This window comes from Aminobacter sp. BA135, from assembly GCF_050859125.1.
Taxonomy (GTDB): Bacteria; Pseudomonadota; Alphaproteobacteria; order Rhizobiales; family Rhizobiaceae; genus Aminobacter; species Aminobacter ciceronei.
Genome location: NZ_CP139572.1, coordinates 1,865,238 through 1,884,238, shown reverse-complemented (window position 1 = coordinate 1,884,238; position 19,001 = coordinate 1,865,238). Strand labels below are relative to the sequence as shown.

At 62.8% G+C, this 19,001-nt stretch carries 17 protein-coding genes; all 17 read right to left on the bottom strand.

The window, feature by feature from the left end; translation table 11 throughout:
* Window positions 1–99 precede the first annotated feature (99 nt).
* Window positions 100–1,527 (bottom strand): gamma-aminobutyraldehyde dehydrogenase, encoded by a 1,428-nt coding sequence (locus SLT36_RS09220; protein WP_432286993.1) that lies wholly within the window; start codon window positions 1,525–1,527, stop codon window positions 100–102.
* Between the two features lie 19 nt (window positions 1,528–1,546).
* Complete coding sequence (locus tag SLT36_RS09215; RefSeq protein ID WP_182575398.1) at window positions 1,547–2,362, bottom strand: ABC transporter permease; 816 nt, start codon at window positions 2,360–2,362, stop codon at window positions 1,547–1,549.
* Complete coding sequence (locus tag SLT36_RS09210) at window positions 2,352–3,323, bottom strand: ABC transporter permease (protein WP_432286991.1); 972 nt, start codon at window positions 3,321–3,323, stop codon at window positions 2,352–2,354. Before SLT36_RS09210 ends, SLT36_RS09215 begins: the two co-directional genes overlap by 11 nt.
* Entirely contained in the window at window positions 3,320–4,318 is a 999-nt protein-coding gene (locus SLT36_RS09205; protein WP_432286989.1) for an ABC transporter ATP-binding protein, read from the bottom strand. The genes SLT36_RS09210 and SLT36_RS09205 overlap by 4 nt, the downstream gene beginning before the upstream one ends.
* Before the next feature lie 207 nt (window positions 4,319–4,525).
* Complete coding sequence (locus SLT36_RS09200) at window positions 4,526–5,680, bottom strand: ABC transporter substrate-binding protein (protein WP_432286987.1); 1,155 nt, start codon at window positions 5,678–5,680, stop codon at window positions 4,526–4,528.
* Window positions 5,681–5,817: 137 nt separating this feature from the next.
* On the bottom strand, window positions 5,818–6,729 hold the full coding sequence (locus tag SLT36_RS09195; RefSeq protein ID WP_067958240.1) for a LysR family transcriptional regulator: 912 nt from the start codon (window positions 6,727–6,729) through the stop codon (window positions 5,818–5,820).
* A gap of 533 nt (window positions 6,730–7,262) precedes the next feature.
* Entirely contained in the window at window positions 7,263–8,327 is a 1,065-nt protein-coding gene (locus tag SLT36_RS09190; RefSeq protein ID WP_067958237.1) for an ABC transporter ATP-binding protein, read from the bottom strand.
* Window positions 8,328–8,346: 19 nt separating this feature from the next.
* Window positions 8,347–9,138, bottom strand: coding sequence for an ABC transporter permease (locus tag SLT36_RS09185; RefSeq protein ID WP_310322468.1), 792 nt, complete (start codon window positions 9,136–9,138; stop codon window positions 8,347–8,349).
* Entirely contained in the window at window positions 9,135–10,049 is a 915-nt protein-coding gene (locus tag SLT36_RS09180) for an ABC transporter permease (protein ID WP_432286985.1), read from the bottom strand. The genes SLT36_RS09185 and SLT36_RS09180 overlap by 4 nt, the downstream gene beginning before the upstream one ends.
* Window positions 10,050–10,114: 65 nt before the next feature.
* Window positions 10,115–11,221 (bottom strand): ABC transporter substrate-binding protein, encoded by a 1,107-nt coding sequence (locus SLT36_RS09175; protein WP_115730865.1) that lies wholly within the window; start codon window positions 11,219–11,221, stop codon window positions 10,115–10,117.
* A gap of 236 nt (window positions 11,222–11,457) precedes the next feature.
* Window positions 11,458–12,630, bottom strand: coding sequence for an iron-containing alcohol dehydrogenase (locus SLT36_RS09170; protein WP_432286984.1), 1,173 nt, complete (start codon window positions 12,628–12,630; stop codon window positions 11,458–11,460).
* Window positions 12,631–12,641: 11 nt separating this feature from the next.
* Entirely contained in the window at window positions 12,642–13,115 is a 474-nt protein-coding gene (locus tag SLT36_RS09165; protein ID WP_432286982.1) for a DUF2569 family protein, read from the bottom strand.
* 19 nt (window positions 13,116–13,134) lie between these two features.
* Window positions 13,135–14,523, bottom strand: coding sequence for an aldehyde dehydrogenase family protein (locus SLT36_RS09160; RefSeq protein ID WP_432286981.1), 1,389 nt, complete (start codon window positions 14,521–14,523; stop codon window positions 13,135–13,137).
* Window positions 14,524–14,597: 74 nt separating this feature from the next.
* The gene (locus SLT36_RS09155; protein WP_432286980.1) at window positions 14,598–15,968 is read right to left on the bottom strand and encodes a glutamine synthetase family protein; all 1,371 of its coding nucleotides are present in this window, start codon (window positions 15,966–15,968) and stop codon (window positions 14,598–14,600) included.
* A gap of 81 nt (window positions 15,969–16,049) precedes the next feature.
* Window positions 16,050–17,114, bottom strand: a complete 1,065-nt coding sequence (locus tag SLT36_RS09150; RefSeq protein WP_432286979.1) for a TRAP transporter substrate-binding protein — start codon at window positions 17,112–17,114, stop codon at window positions 16,050–16,052.
* A gap of 85 nt (window positions 17,115–17,199) precedes the next feature.
* Window positions 17,200–18,525 (bottom strand): TRAP transporter large permease, encoded by a 1,326-nt coding sequence (locus SLT36_RS09145; protein WP_432286978.1) that lies wholly within the window; start codon window positions 18,523–18,525, stop codon window positions 17,200–17,202.
* Window positions 18,522–18,992: a TRAP transporter small permease subunit gene (locus tag SLT36_RS09140; RefSeq protein WP_432286977.1), complete on the bottom strand. Its 471-nt coding sequence runs from the start codon at window positions 18,990–18,992 to the stop codon at window positions 18,522–18,524. Before SLT36_RS09140 ends, SLT36_RS09145 begins: the two co-directional genes overlap by 4 nt.
* Between the last annotated feature and the right edge of the window lie 9 nt (window positions 18,993–19,001).

The window sequence follows — 19,001 nt, the reverse complement described above, 5'->3', positions numbered from 1 at the left end:
CGGCCAGGTGCCCGCTGCTTACGGCAAAGTTCGACCTTCGCCGGCCTGCCATGCTGCCGGAGGCATCATGGCTTTCGCGCTGCGCGCGCTTCCGGCCGCTCATCCATGCGCGATCATCACATGGCGTACGGCGGTGTAGTCCTCTAGCGCATAGACTGACATGTCCTTGCCGTAGCCGGACTGCTTGAGGCCGCCATGCGGCATCTCGTTGGTCAGCATGAAGTGCGTGTTGATCCAGGTGCAGCCATATTGCAGCCGCGCCGCGGTCGCCATGCCGCGCGAGATGTCCTTGGTCCACACCGATGACGCCAGGCCGTAGTCGCTGTCATTGGCCCAGTTGACCGCCTCGTCGACGTCGGAGAAGCGCGTTACCGAAACCACCGGGCCGAACACCTCGCGGCGCACGATCTCGTCCTCCTGCAGCGCGCCGGCGACGACCGTCGGCTGGTAGTAGAAGCCGCCGCCTTCGCCCGGCTTGCCGCCTGTGGTGATCTCGATGTGCTTGAGCTCGGAGGCCCGTTCGACGAAGGAGGCAACGCGGTCGCGCTGGCGCCTGGAGATGAGCGGCCCGATCTCGTTTTCGGTGTCGTCGGCCTGGCCGTAGCGGATGGTAGACACTGCTGACGACAGGTCGGCGACGAGCTTGTCGTAGACCTTTTTCCCGGCGTAGATGCGGCAGGCCGCCGTGCAGTCCTGGCCGGCATTGTAGTAGCCGAAAGCGCGCAGGCCGCTGACCACGGCGTCGATGTCGGCATCGTCGAAGACGATGACCGGCGCCTTGCCGCCGAGTTCGAGATGCGTGCGTTTGACCGACTTGGCCGCCGCCTGCAACACCTTCTTGCCGGTGGCGACGTCGCCGGTAATCGAGATCATGCTGACCGCCGCATGGTTGATCAGCGCATTGCCGACACTCTCGCCGCGGCCGAGCACGACATTGACCACGCCTTCCGGCAGGACCTCAGCGAGAATCCTGGCGAGCTTCAGTGCCGTCAGCGGCGTCTGCTCCGAAGGCTTGAAGACGACAGTGTTGCCGCCGGCAATTGCCGGTGCCAGCTTCCAAGCCATCATCATCAGCGGATAGTTCCACGGCGCGATAGAGGCGACGATGCCGACGGAGTCGCGGCGGATCATCGAGGTGTGCCCAGGCAGATACTCGCCCGCCACCAGACCCGGCATCGAGCGCACCGCACCGGCGAAGAAGCGATAGCAGTCGACGATAGCCGGAATCTCGTCATTGAGCACGGCGTTGATCGGCTTGCCGCAGTTGAGTGCCTCGAGCCTGGCAAAGGCTTCCGCCTCGGCCTCAATGCGGTCGGCGATCTTGAGCAAGTAGCTCGAGCGCTGCGCCGGCGTGGTCTTCGACCACGTCACGAACGCCATCTGCGCTGCCGCAACCGCCACCTCGATCTGTGCCGGCGAGGCCTCCGGCAGGCTGAGAATCGTCTCGCCGGTGCGCGGGTTGAGGATCGCTTCCTCGGTCTCTGTTCCCCGCTCGAATTTCGAGCCGATGAGCATCTGGGTGTCCATGATTTCTCCCTTTCGAGTCTTATTTGCCGGCGCCGGCGATCTGGTCGCCTTCGCGGGTCAGGTAATAGGCGGCAAGGATGGGCAGCAGGGTCGCGAGCACGACGACCATGGCGACGACATTGGTGACCGGGCGCTGGCGTGGCCGCACCAGTTCCTCCAGCATCCAGATCGGCAGCGTCTGCTGCTGTCCGGCGGTGAAGGTGGTGACAATGACCTCGTCGAAGGACAGCGCAAAGGCGAGCATGCCACCGGCCAGAAGTGCCGTGCCTATGTTGGGCAGGATCACATGCCGGAACGTCTGGAAGCCGTCGGCGCCGAGATCCATCGACGCTTCGATGAGCGAGCCCGAGGTGCGGCGGAAGCGCGCCACCGCGTTGTTGTAGACGACCACGACGCAGAAGGTCGCGTGGCCGAGCACGATCGTCCAGAACGAAAACGGGATTTCGGCCAGGCTGAAGGCCGAGCGCAGCGCGATGCCGGTGATGATGCCGGGCAGCGCGATCGGCAGGATGACGAGCAGCGAGATCGCCTCGCGGCCGAAGAACCGGGTCTGACTGACCGCCGCCGCGCAGAGTGTTCCAAGCACCAGCGCAATACCAGTCGAGATCGCCGCGACCTGCACCGAAAGCCCCAGCGCCTGCCAGACGTCGGCACGTCCCCACGTCACGGCGAACCACTGGGTGGTAAAGCCGGGCGGCGGCCACTGGTAGCTCTTTTCTTCGGTGGTGAAGGCGTAGACGAAGATCAGCAGGATGGGCAGGTGCAGGAAGGCAAGGCCCGCGGCAGCTGCGATCTTGAGGCCGGTCGGGGCAGATTGCGAGCGGTCAGAGCGCATCGAAGGCTCCCATGCGTTTGGCGCCCCAGAGGTAGAAGCCCATAATGACGACGGGCACCACGGTGAAGGCGGCGGCGAGCGGGATGTTGCCGGCGGTTCCCTGCTGGGCATAGACCGCCTGACCGATGAAAAGCCTGGACGTGCCGATGATCTGCGGGATGATGTAGTCGCCCAGCGTCAGCGAGAATGTGAAGATCGAGCCGGCAACGATGCCGGGCAGCGCCAGCGGGAACAGCACGTTGCGGAACGTCTGCCTTGGTGACGCGCCGAGGTCTGACGAGGCCTCGACCAGATTGCCCGGCACACGCTCGAGTGCTGCCTGGATCGGCAGGATCATGAATGGCAGCCAGACATAGACGAAGACGATGAAGGTGCCGGTGAACGATACCGACAGCGAGTTTCCGCCAATGACGGGCAGCGACAGCCAGCTGTCGAGCAGCCACGACAGATGCAGTTTGGCAAACAGCCAGGTCAGGATGCCTTCTTTAGCGAGGATCAGCTTCCAGGCATAAATCTTGACCAGGTAGCTCGACCACAAGGGCAGCATGACCCCGAGATAGAACAGCGCCTTCCAGGTGCCGCGGGCATAACGCGCGGCGTAGTAGGCGATCGGGAACGCGACGATGGCTGAAGCCAGCGTCACCACTGCGGCCATCGTCACCGTCCGGACGATGATGTCGAGATTGGCCGCCTGCAACAGGTCGCCATAGGTCCTCAGCGTCAGCTCGCGGCTGATCAGCCCGGAGAACTCGTCGATCGAAAAGAAGCTCTGCGCCAGAAGTGCGATCAGCGAGCCGATATAGACGACGCCGAGCCAGAGCAGCGGCGGCGCCAGCATCAGGAACAGCAGCAAGCCCGGCTTGCGCCACAAGAGGTCGGAGAACGAGCCGGCCAGTCCGCCGCGCCGGGGCAGGATCGCCGCAGCCACGTTGGATGTGCCTGACACAGCCTGGACGCTCATGCCTGCTCCTCCATGAGGTGGAGCTGGTCGCGGTTGAAGGTCAGCATGACATGGGCGCCGTCCTCGGGCACGGCAGTACCTGACGGCAGCGTCGCGTGCAGTCTCAAGCCGTTGGCGTCGAGCGAAAGTTTGGTGGCGGCGCCGAGATAATGACGCGAAACGACACGCGCGGCGACGCCGTCGCCAGACGTATCGGAGCGGACACGGATGTGCTCCGGCCTGAGGCTGCCCCAGCGGTGCTGGCCGGCATAACGCTGGACAAAATCGGGCGGTAGTACGTTGGACGAACCGACGAAATCGGCGACGAAGCGCGAGGCCGGGCGCTGGTAGATTTCCTCCGGGGCACCGACCTGCATGATACGGCCGTCGTTGAACACGGCGACCCGGTCGGCCATCGACAGCGCTTCGCCCTGGTCGTGGGTGACGAAGACGAAGGTGATGCCCAGCGCCTTCTGCAATTGCTTGAGTTCTTCCTGCATGCTCTCGCGCAGCTTGAGGTCGAGGGCGCCGAGCGGCTCGTCGAGCAGCAGCACCTTGGGCTTGTTGACCAGCGCACGGGCCAGCGCCACACGCTGCCTCTGGCCGCCGGACAGCTGGCCCGGCTTGCGGCCGCCGTAACCCGGCAGTTGCACAAGCTTGAGCGCATCTTCGGCGGCGCGGTGGCGCTCGTCCTTGCCAACGCCCTTGACCATCAGGCCGTAGGCGACATTGTCGAGGACGTTGAGATGCGGGAACAGCGCGTAGTCCTGGAACACCGTGTTGACGTTGCGCCGGTAAGGCGGCACGCCCTCGGCACGTTCGCCGAAGATTGAGATGCTGCCCGATGTCGGCTGCTCGAAGCCGGCGATCAGCCGGAGGCAGGTGGTCTTGCCCGAACCCGAGGGACCCAGCATGGCGAAGAACTCACCCGGCTTGATCTCGAGGTCGACGGCATCGACCGCGCGCACCGCGCCGAAATGGCGCGAGGTTTTCTGAAAGGCGACTGCTGGGGTCATCGTCTTTGGCTTCCGATGTCTGGGCCACGTACGCCCAGGTAAGAGCCTGGCCATGGCAACGCATCCGGCCGACCCACGGCCGCCGATGCTTGTCTGCCGCCGTCAGGCGGTCGTTTAAGCTCGGTTGGTGCCCTCCGCCCCCTCTCCCCGTGGGGAGAGGGTTGGCTGCAACGCGGCCTGGCGAGGGGGCATCGTTTCGTGGTGGCCTCAGCGGCCGCCGATTACGCCGATATAGTCCGACACCCAGCGATAATAGGGCACGCATTGGTCGTTCTGGCTGGCGCATTTCGACACCGGGGTCCGCCAGAACTTTATCTTGGCGAAGTCCTCGAAGCCGTTGGCCTTGCAGCCCGCATCGGTCAGCAGTTCGTTGCCCTTGCAAGCAGCCGGCACGACCGGGTTAGATCCGAACCACGCAGCAAGATCGCCCTGCAGCTTGGGGTTCAGCGAATGCTCGAGCCACATATAGGCGCAGTTCGGATTGGCGGCATCGACATGCATCATCGTCGTGTCGGCCCAGCCGGTGGCGCCTTCCTCCGGGATCGTCGAGCCGACGGGCTGTTTCTCTGAGCCGAGCAGGTTGACCTGGAATGGCCACGATCCCGAAGCCACGACGCCTTCGTTCTTGAAGTCGTCGACCTGGATCATGGCGTCGTGCCAGTAGCGGCCGACAAGCGTACGCTGGACGCGCAGCAGGTCGAGGGCCGCCTTGTACTGGTCCTCGTTGAGCTCGTAAGGGTCCTTGATACCGAGGTCGGGCTTGTGGGCCATCAGGTAGTTGGCAGCGTCCGCGATGTGGATCGCCCCGTCATAGGCCTGGACGCGTCCTTTGTTGGGCTTGCCATCGGGCAGGTCCATCGGCTCGAACACGACGTTCCAGCTCTTCGGCGCTTCCTTGAAGACGCTGGTGTTGTACATCAGCACGTTGGGCCCCCACTGATAGGGCACGCCGTAATGCTGGCCGTCGACGGTGAACCACGGCGCATCCTTGAGGCGCTCGTCGACGGTCGACCAGCTCTTGACCAAATCGGTATTGATCGGCTGGACGCGCTTGCCGGCGACGAGGCGGAGCGAGGCGTCGCCCGAGGCGGTGACGAGGTCGAAGCCGCCTTCGTTCATCAGCGCGACCATTTCGTCAGACGTGGCTGCAGTCTTGACGTTGACCTTGCAGCCCGACGCCTTTTCGAACTCCGTCACCCAGTCGTAATTCTTGTCGGTCTCGCCACGCTCGATGTAGCCCGGCCAGGCGATGATGTTGACCTGCCCCTCGCCCTTGCCGATTTCCTTGACCTGCGCCACCGCCTGGCCGGAAAAGCTGCAGGCCAAGGCGATTGCCGTGCAGGATTTAAGAAATGTCTTCATCTCGATCCTCCCATGTGCAGGAACCGCTCTCCCATTGGCGGTGTTGCCCTGAGACGAAAGGTGCTGCGAAAGCGCAGGTTTCGCAAATTCATTCGAAAGAAGGGTGATATCGGTTTTTCCGATACCGGACAGATCCGTCAGAGCTTCTGGCGGACGGTGCGCTGTGCTTGCGCGATGCCAATGAAATCGCGCGCCGCCGCCGGCAACGACGAGCCGCGCCGCCACACCATGCCGACCTGCACCACCGGCAGCGAACCCGAGACGTCGCGGGACTCGATACGATCGCCTTCCAGTGACCACGGCCGGTAGACGAGGTCGGGCAGCAGCGCCACTCCTGCCCCCGTCGCCACCAGCGAACGCACCGCCTCGACCGAACGTGTCCGGAAGGCGACATGCGGTTTGGCACCGATCGCCGAAAGCAGTTTGCCGGTGTTTTCCTCGATCTCGTCGACCGACAGCATGATCAGTGGCTCGGATGCGATGTCGCCGACGCTGATGATTTCGGCCGAGGCGAGCGGATGGCCGAGCGGCAGCCAGAGGCGATAGGCAGAGACCTCGAGGATTTCCGATTGCAGCGCCATGCGGTCGCGCAGATTGGAGGTGACCATGACGGCGAGGTCGAGTTTGCCGCCGACAAGCAGATGCTCGAGGTAGTCGCCATTGTCCTCGATGGCCGAGATCTCAACGGCCGGATGGGCGCGGCGGTAGCGCGCAAGCAGATCGGACAGCACGTAACCGGCAACCAGCGAAGTGACGCCAAGTTTAAGCTGTCCGGTCGCGGTCGCCTGCCCGCCGAAAAAGGTGCGCCGGGCGTCGGAGACGTCAGCCAGGATCTTGGTGGCGTGGCGCAGGAACTGGTGGCCCTTATGGGTGATGTTGAGTCCGCGCGGATGACGCTCGAACAGCTCGACGCCGAGGTCGGCTTCCAGCTCCTTGATCGCCTCGGTGACTGACGACTGCGAGATCGACAGGTTCTGCGCCGCGCGCGAGATCGTGCCCTGCTCGGCGACGGCGACGAAGAACTGAAGCTGGCGAAGCGTGAAGGCCATGGCCGGAGTAGACAGGGCGGTGGGGGATTTGGGAAGGCCCTCGCCAAACCACGCTTGTTGTAACGATGGGGAAAGGCGCGCCACCATCGATCGTATCCCGGGCGAGCGAAGCGAGACCCGGGATGACGTGTCAGAGTCGACAGAGCGCGAAAGGTCCGATGCCAAATTGCGCAGGTAGCGATCCTTCGCACCCCCCTCTGGCCTGCCGGCCATCTCCCCCACAAGGAGGGAGATCACCCCTTCATCCCCGTCCCAGCCAAACACCAACGTCGCAAAGCTAATCCTTACGAATTCAATTCGCAGGATGAACGCCGACCGCGACGCGACTAATCTCCCTCCTTGTGGGGGAGATGGCCGGCAGGCCAGAGGGGGGTGTGAAGGAATGAGGCAGTCGAGATTGGCACCGACACGCTCGGAGCAGCCTGCCAATAGAACTTCACGACCGTAGGAGTTCTCTTCCCGCTCAAATCGGAGGCGGGAAATCCCCGCCTCTTTGAAATGCCAATGGTCCGCGCGCGAAGGGCAGCGGCCCCCTAGTGCAGCACCAGCACGTCTCCGGAGGAGAAGCTGATTTCGGTCTTCTGGCCAACGACCGGCGGTGGGCTGCTCGGGCTGTTGAACGTGTCGAGCGAGACGACGTTTTGGCCGACGCCGACGCGGACGCGGATGACCGAGCCGAGGAAATGCACGTCGGCGATCTGGCCGGTGAGGTTCGAATCGTTGCCGGCCTTGCGGCCGAGCGAGATCGCCTCGGGACGCAGCGCCAGCGACAGCGTATCGCCTGACTTGGAGCCGTTGAGCTTGCCCTTGAGGCCGATCTCCTCGGCGTTGATCTTGACCGTGCCGGAGGCGGCGTCGCTGATCGTGCCTTCGAGCACGTTGAGCGTGCCGACGAAATTGGCGACGAACTTGGTCGACGGGCGGTTGTAGATCTCGAACGGCGTGCCGGTCTGGTCGGCGCGGCCCTCATTCATCACCACGATGCGGTCGGACATCGACAGCGCCTCCTCCTGGTCGTGGGTGACGAAGATGGTGGTGATGCCGAGCTTCTTCTGGATCGAACGGATTTCCTCGCGCAGCGAGATGCGAACCTTGGCATCGAGCGCCGACAGCGGCTCGTCGAGCAGCAAGAGCTTGGGCTTGGGTGCCAGCGCGCGGGCAAGTGCTATGCGCTGCTGCTGGCCGCCGGAAAGCTGGTAGGGATAGCGGTCGCCGAAGTCGGGCAGCTTGATGATGCCGAGCATCTCATCGATGCGCGCCTGGGCCTCCGCCTTGGGGACGCCGGCGACCTTGAGGCCAAAGCCGATGTTCTGGGCGACGGTCAGGTTGGGAAACAGCGCATAGGCCTGGAACACCATGCCGATGTTGCGCTGGTTGGGCTTGAGGCCGGTGACATCCTTGCCGCCAATCAGCACCTTGCCGGCGCTGGGCTCCTCGAAGCCGGCGACGATGCGCAGCATGGTCGTCTTGCCGCAGCCCGATGGTCCGAGGAACGAGACGAACTCGCCGGCGCCGACGTCGAGGTTGAAGTCCTTGACCACGGCGACGTTGCCGAAGGATTTCTTGACGCTCTGGATGGAAAGGAAGGGATCGGCCATTGGCTTGTGCTCTTCTTGTTCAGTTCGGGCGGTTTGCCGACTTCGGCGCGAAACGGGCGAGGATCTGGATCACCGACATGCAGCCCCAGGTGATGGCAAAGGCGATGACCGCGAGCGCCGCCGGCTCATAGGCGCGGTTGGCACCAATGTTCTGCAGGTATGGGCCGAAGGCTGGGCGGTTGAGCAGGCTGGCCAGGGTGAACTCGCCGATGACGATGGCAAAGGTCAGGAAGGCGCCAGACAGTACGGCGATCAGCACGTTGGGCAGGATGACCCGGGCGATGATCGTGGTCCAGCCGGCACCGAGGATTTGGGCGGCTTCGGTCAGCGTGCGAACGTCGATGGTGCGCAGGCCGGTGTCGACGGCGCGGTACATGTAGGGCAGCGCCAGCGTGGCATAGCCGATCACCAGCAGCGCGTCAGTGCCGCGCGCCGAGCCGAGGAACGGCAGCGGCGAATTGGAACCATACATCCTGATGTAGCCAAAGACGATGACGATCGCCGGGATGACCAGCGGCAGCAGCGTGATGAACTCGACCACCGGGCGGAGCTGCGGCATGCGTAGCCTGATCCAGTACGCCGTCGGCACGACGAGGAACACGCCGAGCAGGATCGTAAACACCGCGACTGTCACCGAATAGGCGAAAGTTTCCTGGAAGCGGCTGTCGCCGAGCACGACGCGGTAGGCATCGAAGGAGTATTCGCCGCGCCGCATGCGCAGCGAGAACTCGAAGGTGGCGATCAGCGGAATGAAGAAATAGGCGGCGCCGACGGCAAAGACGAGCCAGGCCCAGAAGCGACTGGTCTTCATTTGAGCCACCTCTCGCTGCGGGTGCGGAACCAGATATAGAAGATGTTGGCAAGGCCGGTGACGACGATCATGCCGAAGGCCAGTGCATAGCCGAGATGCGGGTTGTGCAGCACGTCACCGCGGATCTGCGCGTAGAGCTTGATCGGCACGATATTGAGCGACGAGCCGGTGAAGGCATAGGCTGTGGCAATCGCGCCGAAGGAATTTGCGAACAACAGGATGACCGTGCCGAGAAAGCTTGGCCACAGCACCGGGATGACGACCATGCGCCAGTATTGCCAGGTCGTGGCGCCGAGCGTGGCGGCAGCCTCGCCCCATTCGCGCTTCAAGCCGTCGATCGCCGGCGTAATGATGACGATCATCAGCGGAATCTGGAAGAACAGATAGACGATGATCAGGCCCCACGACGTGAGCACATTGAAGCCCATCGCGTAGATGTCGATGCCGATATAGCGCAGGAGGACGGTGACCAGGCCAAGACGGCCGAGAGTGGCGAGAAAAGCGAAGGCCAGCGGCACGCCGGCGAAATTGGAGGCGACGCCGGAGAACGTCATCGTCGACGAGCGCACCCAGCTTGGCAGGCCGCCGCGCACGATGGCGATCGCCATGGCGAGACCAATGAAGGCGCCGATGGTGGCCGACCAGAAGCTGATCTTGATCGACACCCAATAGGCGTCGCGAATGGAGGCGTCGAGGAACAGCTGCCGGATGTTGTCGAGCGTGTACTCACCCTGGTCGTTCTGGAATGCGCCGATGACGAGATACAGCGTCGGCAGGATCAGGAACATCAGGGCGAAGATGAAGAACGGCGCAACGCCGAGCCAATGGGTCGGCAGGCGAAAACCGCTGCGGGCATCCGGCGGAGCGGAGCGTGTGGCGATGGCCGTGTCGGAAATGCTGGCTTGGGTCATCGGAGCGCCGTCTTGAGAGAAAAATGCGGGCGGCCGCGAAGCCGCCCGCGATAGCAGATGCTCAGTTACTGAACGTTGGCGCCGACAACGGCATCCCATTGCTTGGTGATCGCTTCCTTGCCCTTGGCCTGATCTTCAAGCGTCGGGAACACGGCCTTCTCATAGGCAGCGGCCGGCGGCAGCTTGTCGAGCATGTCCTGCGGGATCTTGCCGTTCTTGGCGAGATCGTTGAAGCGGATCGGGTGGCAGTAGCCCTTCAGCCAGCCGAGCTGACCTTCGTCGGAATAGAGGTACTCCATCCACAGCTTGGCAGCGTTCGGGTGCGGCGCATAGGCGCTGATCGCCTGGACATAGACGCCGGCAACGACCCCCGAGGCCGGGACGACGACGTCGACCGGCGGGTTGCCGTTCAGCGTGTCGCGGCCCGCAAGGGCGTTGTAGTCCCAAGTGATCAGGATCGGGGTCTGGCCCTGTGCGAGGGTGGCCGACTTGCCGATGACCGGCACGAAGTTGCCCTTGGCGTTCAGTTCCTTGAAGAAGGCGAGGCCCTTCTCGGCAGCCGAAGCGGCGTCGGTGGCACCCGAGCCGAGACCGGCGGCATAGACGCCCTGGATCGCCTGGTTGGACGCGCGCGGGTCACCGGCGAGCGCAACCGAGTTCTTGTACTCGTCCTTCAGCAGATCGGCCCAGTCGGCCGGCGCATTCTTGACGAGGTCCTTGTTCACTTCGAAGGACAGCACGCCGTAATAGTCGCCGTACCAGTAGCCTTCGGCGTCCTTGGCGGTGTCGGGGATCGAATCCCAGGTCGCGACCTTGTAGGGCTGGATCAGGCCGTCGGCCTTGGCCTGCGGACCGTAGGAGAGACCGACGTCGATGACGTCAGGCGCCTGCGGGCCCTTGTTGTCCTTGTTGGCCTTGATCGCCTCGATTTCGTCGCTGGAGCCCGCGTCGGGGTTCAGCTCGTTGACGGTGATCTCGGGGTACTTCTTCTTGAAGCCTTCGATGACGGCGCCATATCCGCACCAGTCATGCGGCAGCGCGATCGTGGTCAGCTGGCCCTCCGCCTTCGCGGCGGCTTCGAGTGCGGCCATATCCTGGGCCGACACAAAAGCCGTCGTCACCATCAGCGACGCCGCGCTTAGGGAAAGCACTTTCCCTGCAAACTTGAACATGTGTTCTCTCCGTTGAACTGACGCCATGAGACGCCTGCGATGCGGTAATGGCTTCATGTGACAGTCGCATGAAAGTTCCATGAAGCCACCGCCCGCAGTGGAAAAAAGTTAACTACTTTTAATCGGTTGTCGCAATCGTCGCCGTTGTTTACCGGCTAATTAAATTCCGGATGTCCCCCAAGCCTCCCCTTTGTTTTGCCGACTATACAATTCGGGATCGTGTCTCGACACTAGTCTCAAACCGTCCCTTCGATGGCGTTTTCAAGCAAGCCGAGGGCGGCCTTCTTGGTGAGCTTGACCGGGTTGCCACCGGCGGTCGGATCGACCACGGCCATGTCGGCGATCAGGGTCTTGCGCTTCTTGTCCATGTCGAGGCCCTTGATCAGGCCCGGCAGCGCATGCGGTACCTTTAGTTCCTTGCGCAGCTTGATCACCGCCTTGGCAAAACCGTCGAAACCGCCCTTGATTCCGCAATAGGCCGACAGCCTGACGATCTTCTCCTCGATGACGTCGCGATTGAAGGCGAGCACATAAGGCATGAAGACGGCGTTGGTCATGCCGTGATGGGTGTCGTAGAGCGCGCCGATCGGATGCGACAGCGAGTGGATGGCACCGAGGCCCTTCTGGAAGGCAGCGGCCCCCATGGCGGCAGCGCTCATCATGTGGGCGCGGGCGGTGAGGTCCTTGCCGTTGGCAAACGCCTTGGGCAGGTTCTCGAACACCAGGCGGATGCCTTCGACGGCGATGCCGTCGGCCATCGGGTGGTAGCCGGGCGCGCAATAGGCTTCGAGGCAGTGGGCGAAGGCGTCCATGCCGGTACCGGCAGTGATGAATGACGGCATGCCGACCGAAAGCTCGGGGTCGGCGATGACGATCGCCGGCAGAAGCTTGGGATGGAAGATGACCTTCTTGGTGTGGGTCTCTTCATTGGTGATGACACCCGCGCGGCCGACCTCGGAGCCCGTGCCGGCGGTGGTCGGAACGGCGATGATGGGAGCGATGGCGTCGGAGTTGGCGCGGGTCCACCAGTCGCCGACATCCTCGAAATCCCACACTGGCAACGTCTGGCCGGCCTGGAAGGCGATCAGCTTGCCGAGATCGAGCGCCGAGCCGCCGCCAAAGGCGATGACGCCGTCATGCTTGCCCTTCCTGAACACGGCGATGCCGGCGGTGAGGTTCGATTCGACCGGGTTCGGCTTGACGTCGGAGAAGACGCCATAGGGCACCTTGGCGTCGTCGAGGATCTTCAGCGTGGATGCCACGACCGGCAGCTTGGCGAGCCCGGGATCGGTGACGAACAGCGGTTTCTTGATGCCGGTGGCGGCAAGCACGTCGGGCAGCTCGGAGATGCGGCCGGCGCCGAAACGGACGGTGGTCGGGTAGTTCCACTTGGAAACGAGTTTGGACACGTCTTTTCTCACTAGTTGATGAAGGTATTACGGACGCGAAGGGACCTCCGCATGTAGATGATGCCGACGCCGTAGAGTCCTACGGCGCGCCAGAGACCGCTCAGCAAGACGTCGAGAAGCGATGTCGCCCGGGTCTGAAACAGGTTCCCGAAGAAAACCGCTGCCACGAACATATGCACGATGACCACCGCGATGTTCACCAGCGCCCATGCCACATAAAGACGCGGGAAGTAGCGCTTCTTCATGAACATCACGACCAACAGGCCGATCGGAAACGCCAGTGAAGTGACCACATATGCAATCAGCTCAAAGCCCAAGAACTTGTTCAGATGCCCTGGCAGCGGCTCTTTCATGAACGCAGCCAGCACATCCAGATGCCCAAGCCCATAGAACGGCGCGACCAGTATTCCGACCATGACGAGAATCAGCCAGCCCCCCAAACCTTTGGGCTCGTCTTCGGCTGCGGGGGGCTGGGCGATGGTCATCCTGCTGTCAGCTGTGCTCCTAGATCTTCTCGCGCAAGTGATAAGACTTCGGCCGGGTCAAATTGTCGTAACCGATCTGCGACAGCGCAGCACCCTTGCCGGTGTCCTTGACGCCGGTCCAGACGAGGGCCGGATCGAGATAGTCGCAGCGGTTCATGAACACGGTGCCGGTTTCGACGCGGTCGCCGACCGAGATGGCGTGCTCTGTGTCGGCTGTCCAGATTGACGCGGTGAGGCCGTAGGGGCTGTCGTTCATCAGCGCGATCGCCTCTTCGTCGTTGCGCACCTTCATGATGCCGACGATCGGGCCGAAGCTTTCCTCGCGCATCACCGACATCTGATGGTCGACATTGGTCAGCACCTCGGCCGGCAGGTAGGGCGAGCCTTCCTTGTCCTGCGCGTCCCTGGTGTTCATGTGCGCCACCGCACCCTTGCGCAGGGCCTCGGCCTTCTGCTCGCGGATGAAGTCGGCGAAGCGCGCCTGGGCCATCGGGCCCATTGTCGTTGCCTGCTCGAGCGGATTGCCGAGCACATAACCCTTCGTCTCGGCGATGAAGCCCTCGACGAACTGGTCGTAGATCTTTTCGTGGACGTAGACGCGCTCGATGCCGCAGCAGCACTGACCGGAATTGAAGAACGCGCCCTCGACCAGATTGGCAACCGCATGGTCGAGCTTGGCGTCGGGCAGCACATAGGCAGGATCCTTGCCGCCCAGCTCGAGGCCAAGCGTCATGAAGGTGCCCGCTGCTGCCTTCTCGATGGCGCGGCCGCCGGCGACCGAGCCGGTGAAGTTGACGTGGTCGATCTTGCCCGAGCCGAGCAGCTTCTCGGTCTGGGTGTGGTTGAGCACCAGGTTCTGGAAGACGTACTTCGGCAGGCCGGCGGCTTCAAATGCACGGGCGAAGCGCTCGCCGACGAGCAGCGTCTGGGCGGCGTGCTTGAGAATGACTGTCGAGCCGGCGATCAGCGCGGGCACGATGGTGTTGACGGCGGTGAGATACGGATAATTCCACGGCGCAATCACCATGACCACGCCCAGCGGGTCCTTCTTCACATAGCGGCGGAAGCCGTCCTTGGGATTGGACGCCGGCACCGGCGCGAGCGCGCGCTCGGCGATCTCGACCATGTACTGGGTGCGTTCCCTAACGCCGCCGAACTCACCGCCATAGCGGGTCGGCCGGCCCATCTGCCAGGCCAGTTCGGGCACGATCTCGTCGCTCATCGCAACCAGCGCCTCGAGCATCTTGAGCATGTAGGCGGCGCGCTCGGCGACCGGCACGCGGGCCCATTCGGCCTGTGCGGTACGCGCGCGTTCGACCGCTGCATTGATCGCCTGGTCGGAAGCGACCGGCCGCTCGACATAGATCGAGCCATCGATGGGGGATTTGAGTTTGACCGTCTCGGTCATGTCTATTGTCCTTCCAAGTTCAACACCCTCCCTTGGCCGGCAGGCCAAAGGAGGGTCACGCAGTGATGGTGACTTTAGTACCGCTCGAAGCCTCTGTGCAGCTCCCAGTCGGTGATGCGGCGGTCGTATTCGAACTGTTCCCAGCGCGCGGTGTGGACGTAGTGGTCGACGACCTCCTCGCCGAGCGCTTCCCTGAGCATCTTCGACGACGCCAGCGTCTCGGTGGCATCGCGCAGGGTCTTCGGAATTTCGGGCAGGCTGGCGGCCTGGTAGGCATCACCGAAGAACGGCTTCTGCAGTTCGAGCTTCTCGTCGATACCGGCGAGGCCGGCGGCGATCAGCGCAGCAAAGGCGAGATAGGGGTTGAGGTCGGCGCCGCCGATACGGCACTCCATGCGGATGCCCTTGGTGCCCTCGCCGCAGAGGCGGAAGCCGGCGGTGCGGTTGTCTTCGCTCCACATGATCTTGGTCGGCGCGAACGTGCCCGACTGGAAGCGCTTGTAGGAGTTGATGTAGGGCGCCAGGAACCAGGTGAACTCCTTGGCATATTTGAGCTGGCCGGCCGACCATTGCTGACCGAGCTTGGACAGGGTCCACTCCGCACCCTTGTCGTAGAACAGCGGCGTCTTGCCGTCGGCGCTCCACAGCGAATTGTGGATATGGCTGGAATTGCCGGCGAGGCCGTAATTGTACTTGGACATGAACGAGATCGCCTTGCCTTCGGAGGCTGCGATCTCCTTGGCGCCGTTCTTCAGGATGACATGGCGGTCGGCCATCTCAAGAACTTCGGCGTAACGGACGTTGATCTCTTCCTGGCCCGGGCCCCACTCGCCCTTGGAATTCTCGATCGGGATGCCGGCGGCTTCCATCTCGTTGCGAAGCCGGCGCATGACGCCTTCTTCCTTGGTGGTGATGCCGATCAGATAGTCGCCGATATAGGGCGACGCGGTGTCGAGGTTCTGCCAGTGCTTGGCGCGGGCCGAATCGTAGGTTTCGGAAAACAGGTAGAATTCGAGCTCGGATGCGAAATAGGCGAGATAGCCGCGCTCCTGCAGCCGCTTGACCTGCCTGCGCAGGATGCCACGCGGCGAGTGCGCCAGGTCCTCATGCGTGCGGTGATCCTTGAGGTCGCAGAGCAACAGCGCTGTCTTTTCGAGCCAGGGCACGTTGCGGATGGTGTTGAGGTCGGGCTTCATGACGAAGTCGCCATAGCCTTTCGACCAGCTTGCCGCCTTGTAGCCGGGCACCGGCTCCATATCGATGTCGTTGGCAAGCAGGTAGTTGCAGCCATGCGTCTCGTCATAGGCGGATTCGACGAAATACCTGGCCAAAAACCGCTTGCCGATCAGACGGCCCTGCATGTCGACGGCGCAAGCGAGCACCGTGTCGATCTCGCCGGCGGCGACAGCCTCCTTCAGCTGATCGAATGTAAGATTTCCGGCCATTTACTGCTCCTGGGCGTTTGAAACCTGCGTAGGCGCGGTCCGCCCGCACACGCGGACGGACCTGTTTCCAAAGATGGCTGCTCAGCCGTAACGGTAGGGCGGGCCGGCTTTGATCATCGAATCGTTGTACTTCTTGATAATCTCGACGACCTTTGCGCTCCGCGGGCTCTGGCCAGCGACCTCACCCCAGAACTTCGTCGCCTCGTCCTCCACCTGCTTCCATTCGGCGTCGGGGATGGTGGTCAGTTCGAGCTTTCCAGTGTTGCGGTAATTCGCCTCACCGGCCCAGTACCAATGCAGCCGGTAGTAGTGCGAACTGTCGATCGCCATGCGCAGAAGCTGCTGCAGGTGTTCGGGGACGGCCTTCCACTTCTCGGTATTGACGAAGTACGAGCCGGCCCAGGCGCCTGACAACGGGTTGGTCAAGAAGTATTTCAAGACGTCGGCCCAGCCCACCGTGTGCATCTCGGTAATGCCGCACCAGCAAACGCCGTCGAGTTCGCCGGTCTGGATCGCCGGCTGAACGTCCTCGTACGGTAGCGACACAGGCACGACGCCGAATTTGGACAGGAACTGGCCGCCGGTCGGGAAGGTGTAGACCCTGAGGCCCTTGAGGTCGGCCAGCGATTTGATCGGCTTGGTGGTGCCGAAGTTGCAGGGGTCCCACGAACCTGTGCTGAGCCAGGTGACGTCCGGAATCTCGGCATAAGCCTCCTCCCAGACTTCCTTGAGTCCGTGCCAATGCCAGAGCGCCGGAACGTCGAGCGAGTAGCGCGAGGCGAGCGGGAAGTAGGCGCCGAACACCCTGACGTCGACGGGCGCCGCGGCCGAATCGTCGTCGCTCTGGGCAAAGTCGATCGTGCCAGACTGGACCGCGCGGAACAGTTCGCCGTGCGGAACAAGCTGGTCAGCCGTGTAGAGCTCGATCTCCATCTCGCCATTGGCGGCCTTGTTGAACCAGTCGATCGAGTTTTTGACCACGTGCTCGGCCAATGCCGGCCCGGCGTAGGTCTGCATACGCCACTTGATCGGGCTCTGCGCCTTCACATAGGGCGTGGCCAGCGCGGTGGCGCCAACAGCGCCCGCACTCGCCAGCACGGATTTCCGAAGAAACTCGCGCTTGTTAAGGGTCTTCCTGTCGTCCATCTCACTTACTCCCATTGCTTGCTTCGTTCACGTTCGGGATGCCAGTTCGTTCGGTGCCGCCTCCTCCCTTTCCGTCATGCCAGCCTCATCGGCCCGTGACTTGCGAGGGCAGCCAGAGTGCTATCTGCGGAAAGACCATGATGAGTATCAGCGACAATACCATCAGCGCGAAGAAGGGCACGATGGATCGGTAGATGTCGCCCAGCGTGATCTCCGGCGGTGCCATGGCCCGCATCAGGAACAGATTGTAGCCAAACGGCGGGGTGATGTAGGCGATCTGACAGGTGATCGTGTAAAGGACGCCGAACCAGATCGGATTGAAGCCGAGACTGATGACGAGCGGGATATAGAGTGGAGCGACGATCACCAGCATGGCGGTGTCGTCGAGGAACATGCCCATCACGACAAAGGACAGGAGCATCAGCACCAGGATTGTCCAGGGCTCGAAATCCCAGGTGTCAACCAGAACTGTTTTGACAGCCTTCACCGCGCCAAGCCCGTCATAGACGGAGCTGAAGCAGAGTGCGCCAAGGATGATCCACAGAAACATGCAGCTGATCGACAGTGTGTTGCGCGTCGATTCCTCGAAGACCTTGCGGTCGAGGTTCCCTGACAGCCAGGCTGCCGCCATGGCGAGCGCCGCACCAACCGCCGAGCTTTCCACCAAGCTGGTAGTTCCGGTCAGGAACAGCCCCATCATGACGGCAAAGATGGCGATTGGCAGCAGGCCGGCCCGCAGCAGCCCGAACTTTTCCGACCAGGTGATCTCTGCCCGCTCTTCCGCCGGCAGCGCAGGACCAATCTCCGGCTGGAAGTAGCAGCGGATGGCGACATAGGCGGCGAAGATGAAGGCCATCAGCAGGCCGGGGCCGACGCCCGCCAACCAGAGGTCGAGAACCGGCTGGCGTGCGATCATGGCAAACAGCACCAGCACGACGCTGGGCGGTATCAGGATCCCGAGCGAGGAGCCGGCCTGGACGACGCCTGTCACCATGACTTTGTCGTAGCCATGGCGAAGCAGTTGCGGCAGCGCGATGGTCGCGCCGATTGCCATGCCGGCGACCGACAGGCCGTTCAGCGCCGCAATCAACACCATGAGACCGATCGTGCCGAGCGCCAGCCCGCCTCGCACCGGCCCGAACCAGACGTGGAAGAGCCGGTAAAGATTGCTCGCCATGCCCGATTCCGAGAGCATGTAGCCCATGAAGATGAAGAACGGCACGGTGATCAGGGGATACCAGTTGAGCACCTGAAAGGCGGCATTGAACGGCATTTCGAATGAGCCCTGGCCCCACAGCCAAAGCGCCGCGGCCGAACCAACAAACCCAATGACGCCGAACACGCGCTGCCCGGTAAACAGCAGCACCATCATGGTTCCGAACATGAAGAGGGTAATGAATTCCGAACTCATGCAATCGGCCTTCCACGCGCTGCCGCGACGTCCTTGAAGAAGTTGGAGATGCACTGCAGCAGCAGCATGAAGATGCCGAACGTCATGATCACTTTGATCGGCCACAACACGGGGGCCCAGGCGGAGTAGTTCTGCTGGCTGTAGACAATGGCGTAGTTCGTACTGGAGACGGCACCGCCGAGGAGCACCGCAAGATAGAAGATGACGAAGAGAACGGTGATCGCGTCGGTGACAGCCCGCTTCCGAGCGGCGAGCCTGCTGTAGAACAGGTCCATGCGCACGTGTCCGCCGAGTTGCATCGTATAGGCGCCGCCCAGAAGATAGTATGCAGAAAGGATGAACTGCGACATCTCGAGCGCCCAATTGAAGGGCACACCAAGCAGCAGCCGCGAAATCGTCGAGCCGAGCAGGATTGCGCCCATCAAATAGAGCAGATACATGGCGCCACGGCCGATGCGATGGTTCATCGCATCGAC

Coding starts and splice junctions, on each gene's coding strand:
- SLT36_RS09200 (WP_432286987.1), bottom strand. CDS start 5,680: ATGAAGACATTTCTTAAATCCTGCACGGCAATCGCCTTGGCCTGCAGC.
- SLT36_RS09220 (WP_432286993.1), bottom strand. CDS start 1,527: ATGGACACCCAGATGCTCATCGGCTCGAAATTCGAGCGGGGAACAGAG.
- SLT36_RS09175 (WP_115730865.1), bottom strand. CDS start 11,221: ATGTTCAAGTTTGCAGGGAAAGTGCTTTCCCTAAGCGCGGCGTCGCTG.
- SLT36_RS09210 (WP_432286991.1), bottom strand. CDS start 3,323: ATGAGCGTCCAGGCTGTGTCAGGCACATCCAACGTGGCTGCGGCGATC.
- SLT36_RS09155 (WP_432286980.1), bottom strand. CDS start 15,968: ATGGCCGGAAATCTTACATTCGATCAGCTGAAGGAGGCTGTCGCCGCC.
- SLT36_RS09160 (WP_432286981.1), bottom strand. CDS start 14,523: ATGACCGAGACGGTCAAACTCAAATCCCCCATCGATGGCTCGATCTAT.
- SLT36_RS09140 (WP_432286977.1), bottom strand. CDS start 18,992: ATGAACCATCGCATCGGCCGTGGCGCCATGTATCTGCTCTATTTGATG.
- SLT36_RS09190 (WP_067958237.1), bottom strand. CDS start 8,327: ATGGCCGATCCCTTCCTTTCCATCCAGAGCGTCAAGAAATCCTTCGGC.
- SLT36_RS09150 (WP_432286979.1), bottom strand. CDS start 17,114: ATGGACGACAGGAAGACCCTTAACAAGCGCGAGTTTCTTCGGAAATCC.
- SLT36_RS09145 (WP_432286978.1), bottom strand. CDS start 18,525: ATGAGTTCGGAATTCATTACCCTCTTCATGTTCGGAACCATGATGGTG.
- SLT36_RS09205 (WP_432286989.1), bottom strand. CDS start 4,318: ATGACCCCAGCAGTCGCCTTTCAGAAAACCTCGCGCCATTTCGGCGCG.
- SLT36_RS09215 (WP_182575398.1), bottom strand. CDS start 2,362: ATGCGCTCTGACCGCTCGCAATCTGCCCCGACCGGCCTCAAGATCGCA.
- SLT36_RS09185 (WP_310322468.1), bottom strand. CDS start 9,138: ATGAAGACCAGTCGCTTCTGGGCCTGGCTCGTCTTTGCCGTCGGCGCC.
- SLT36_RS09180 (WP_432286985.1), bottom strand. CDS start 10,049: ATGACCCAAGCCAGCATTTCCGACACGGCCATCGCCACACGCTCCGCT.
- SLT36_RS09165 (WP_432286982.1), bottom strand. CDS start 13,115: ATGACCATCGCCCAGCCCCCCGCAGCCGAAGACGAGCCCAAAGGTTTG.
- SLT36_RS09195 (WP_067958240.1), bottom strand. CDS start 6,729: ATGGCCTTCACGCTTCGCCAGCTTCAGTTCTTCGTCGCCGTCGCCGAG.